General features: G+C 70.2%; 3 protein-coding genes. All 3 read left to right on the forward strand.

The annotated features are described in order from the left end of the window. The first annotated feature begins 83 nt into the window (after nucleotides 1-83). Nucleotides 84-1,538: an FtsW/RodA/SpoVE family cell cycle protein gene (locus QM634_RS05995; protein ID WP_415041861.1), complete on the forward strand. Its 1,455-nt coding sequence runs from the start codon at nucleotides 84-86 to the stop codon at nucleotides 1,536-1,538. Next, nucleotides 1,535-3,037, forward strand: coding sequence for a penicillin-binding transpeptidase domain-containing protein (locus QM634_RS06000; RefSeq protein WP_415041859.1), 1,503 nt, complete (start codon nucleotides 1,535-1,537; stop codon nucleotides 3,035-3,037). The genes QM634_RS05995 and QM634_RS06000 overlap by 4 nt, the downstream gene beginning before the upstream one ends. Then, nucleotides 3,034-3,950, forward strand: a 917-nt coding sequence (locus tag QM634_RS06005) for a protein kinase domain-containing protein (protein WP_415041860.1), incomplete at its 3' end; no start/stop codon positions are given. The genes QM634_RS06000 and QM634_RS06005, both read left to right, overlap by 4 nt.

A 3,950-nucleotide genomic window follows, 5' to 3' on the forward strand; every position in this document is an offset into this window, starting at 1 on the left:
CCGCCGCCGGGTGCCCCGCCGGCCCCCGCGCCGCCGGTCCCAGCCCCGCCGACGATCACCGACGGCCCGTGCCGGGGGGCCCGATGAGCACCCCGTCCGTGACCCCCGCGGCCCCGACGGTGAAGCTGGACCGCTCGCGCCGGACCGAGCTGTGGTTGCTGCTGCTGGCCATCGCGCTGGTGGCCTTCGCCCTGCTGACCGTCGAGGTCGCGCAGGACCAGCCGATCGGCCTGGACCTGGTGAAGTACGTGAGCGCCTTCGCCGGCATCTACCTCGCCGCGCATATGGCGATCCGCCGGTTCGCGCCGCACGCCGATCCGCTCTTCCTGCCGGTCGTCACCATGCTCAACGGCCTGGGCCTGGTGATCATCCACCGCCTGGACCTGGGTGCCCGCCAGGCCGGCGAGAGCATCAACAGCACCGTCGAGGTCCGCAACAACGCCGACCAGCAGCTGCTGTGGACCTTCGTCGGCGTCGCCGCCTTCGTCGCGATCCTGGTGCTGGTGCGCGACCACCGCACCCTCGCCCGCTATGCCTACACCCTGGGCTTCGGCGGCCTGCTCTTCCTCGCCCTGCCGATCTTCCTGCCGTCGGGCGTCTCGACCCTGGACACCTCCGACCGCGACGCCGCCAAGCTGTGGATCCGGACGCCGCTGTTCTCCATCCAGCCCGGCGAGTTCGCGAAGGTCGCGCTGATCATCTTCACCGCGGCGCTGCTGGTCAGCAAGCGCGACCTGTTCACGACCGCCGGCAAGCGCATCGGCCGTTTCGACGTCCCGCGCGCCCGCGACCTCGGTCCGCTGCTGCTGGCGTGGGCGATCGCCTTCGCCGTCTTCGCCCTGCAGAAGGACCTGGGCCCGGCGCTGCTGGTCTTCATGACGGTCCTGGTGATGCTCTACGTCGCGACCGGCCGGGTGGGCTGGGTGGTCATCGGTCTGGTGCTGTTCACCTTCAGCGCCGTGTTCGCGTACTACAAGTTCCCGTACCTGCGCACCCGCGTGGAGATCTGGCACGACCCCTTCGCCGACCCGACCGGCAACGGCCTGCAGCTGGTCCAGAGCCTGTTCGGCCTGGCCACCGGCGGACTGTTCGGCACCGGGCTCGGCTCGGGACGGCCGAACATGGTCCCGCTGGCCAACACCGACTTCATCCTGGTGTCGCTCGGCGAGGAGCTGGGCCTGGTCGGCCTCGCCGCCGTGCTGTGCCTGTTCCTCGTGCTGGGCATGCGCGGACTGCGCACCGGGATCACCGTGCGCGACAGCTTCGGCAAGCTGCTCGCCGCCGGGCTGTCGGCGACCCTGCTCATCCAGCTGTTCGTCGTGGGCGGCGGCGTCACCAAGCTGATCCCGCTCACCGGTCTGACGACCCCGTTCGTGTCCTACGGCGGTTCGTCGCTGCTGGCGAACTTCATCCTGCTGGCACTGCTCGTGCGCGTCTCCAACGCCGCGCGCGAACCCCAACAGACCAAACCCGCCGGTCCGACGCTCACGTCGATGCCGACCACCGCCCTGGTGATGCCGTCGGGGGGTGAGAAGTGAACAAGCCGATCCAGCGCGTCGGTCTGCTGCTGTGCCTGCTCGTGGCGGCCCTCGTCGCCAACGTCACCTACATCCAGGTGTTCGAGGCCGGAAAGCTGCGCGCCGACCCCAACAACACCCGGGTGCAGTACGACGAGTACTCCCGTCAGCGCGGCGCCATCACCGCCGGCAGCGACGTCATCGCGCACTCGGTGCCCTCGCAGGGCCGGTTGCGGTTCCTGCGCAGCTACCCGAACCCGTCGGCGGCCGCGTTCGCGCCGGTCACCGGGTACTTCTCCTTCCAGTACCGCAGCAGCGGCATGGAGCTGGCCGAGGACACCATGCTCAACGGGAGCGACGACCGCCTGTTCGGGCAGCGCTTCATGGCCATGTTCACCGGCCGCGACCCGCGCGGCGGCAACGTGGTCACCACCATCAACGCACCGCTGCAGCGGGTCGCCTACAACGCGCTGCGCAACGGCCGGTGCGACGGCGGCTGCCGCGGCGCGGTCGTCGCCATCGAGCCGAGCACCGGCAAGATCCTGGCCATGGCCAGCTCGCCGTCCTTCGACCCCAACAAGCTGGCCAGCCACGACCGCACCGTCCGCGAGAGCGCCTGGACCGCGTGGAGCAACCCGCCCAACACCGCGGACCCCATGCTGAACCGCGCGATCAACCAGAACTACCCGCCCGGGTCGACGTTCAAGGTCGTGCTCACCGCGGCAGCGCTGCGCGACGGCGTCGACCCCAACATCCGACTCACCGCGGCACGGGCCATCCAGCTGCCCGGCACCGAGACCTGGTTGACCAACTACGGCAACAAGCCCTGCCCCGGCGCCGTCGACGGCACCGTGTCGCTCGCGCAGGCCTTCCAGTACTCGTGCAACACCGCGTTCGTCGACCTGGCGGTCCACAAGATGAAGGGCGCCAAAGAGACCCTCACCGAGGCGGCCAAGCGGTTCGGCTTCGACGAGCCGGCCCCCGCGCTGCCCATCCCGGTGCGCGCGGAGTCGACCGTCGGGAACATCACCAACGACGCCCAGCTCGGCCAGGCGGCGATCGGCCAGTACGACGTCCGCACCTCGGCGCTGCAGAATGCCATCGTCGCCGCGACCGTCGCCAACGGTGGTGTGCGCATGCAGCCGTACCTGGTCGATAAGCTACAAGCACCCGACCTTCGAACGCTGCGCACGACGTCGCCGACGAAAGTCAACGAGCCGATCACCGCGGCGCAGGCGGCTACCCTGACTGCGCTGATGACCGACTCGGAACGACAGTCCGGCGGCTCGGTCACCGTGGCGTCGAAGACGGGTACCGCCGAGCACTCCTCGGAGCAGAACGGCGGGCAGGTGCCGTACGCGTGGTACATCGCGTTCGGCCCCTCGACCAACGCGCGGATCGCCGTCGCGGTGGTCGTGGAAAACGGAGAATTGGGTTCGAGTACGACGGGTGCGACGGTCGCCGCGCCCATCGGACGAGATGTGATCAACGCGGCCATGGGAGGAGGTACCGGACGATGAGCTTGCAACAGGGCACGGTGATCGCCGACCGCTACCGCCTCATGCGCCTGATCGCGACCGGCGGCATGGGCCAGGTGTGGGAGGGGCTCGACACCCGCCTGAACCGGCGCGTCGCGGTGAAGGTCCTCAAGTCCGAGTACTCCAGCGACCCGGAGTTCATCAACCGGTTCCGCGCCGAGGCGCAGACCACCGCGCGGCTGAACAACCCCGGCATCGCGAACGTCTTCGACTACGGCGAGACCCCCGACCGCAACGGCGGGCAGGAACTGGCCTATCTGGTGATGGAGCTCGTCGACGGTGAGCCGCTCAACGCGGTCATCTCGCGGATGGGCCGCCTGCCGGTCTCCAACACCCTCGACATGCTCGAGCAGACCGGTCGCGCGCTGCAGGCCGCCCACGACCAGGGCCTGATCCACCGTGACGTCAAGCCGGGCAACATCCTGATCACCCCGACCGGCCAGGTGAAGATCACCGACTTCGGCATCGCCAAGGCCGCCGATTCGGCGCCGGTGACGCAGACCGGCATGGTCATGGGCACCGCCCAGTACATCTCGCCCGAGCAGGCCAACGGCGACGAGGCGACGGCCGCGTCGGACGTGTACTCGCTCGGCATCGTCGGCTACGAGGCGCTCACCGGCCGTCGGCCCTTCCTCGGCGACGGCGCGATCACCATCGCGATGAAGCACATCCGCGAGACGCCGCCGCCGCTGCCGTCGAATCTGCCCGCCAACGTCCGCGACCTCATCGAGTACGCCCTCGCCAAGGATCCCCGCCAGCGGTACGCCAACGGCGGCGAGTTCGCCGACGCCGTGGCCGCGGTCCGCGACGGTGACCCGGCGCCGGTCCCGCGCACCGCCGCCGCCCTCGGGTCGTCGACGCGCAGCGGTGCCGCCCGACCGGCCGCTGCCGCCGC

Origin of the sequence: Gordonia sp. (in: high G+C Gram-positive bacteria) (assembly GCF_047606305.1) — a bacterium.
In the GTDB taxonomy this organism is placed as follows: Bacteria; Actinomycetota; Actinomycetes; order Mycobacteriales; family Mycobacteriaceae; genus Gordonia.

Excerpts from the sequence above, each read along its gene's own strand:
- QM634_RS05995 (WP_415041861.1), top strand. The coding sequence starts at position 84 with ATGAGCACCCCGTCCGTGACCCCCGCGGCCCCGACGGTGAAGCTGGAC.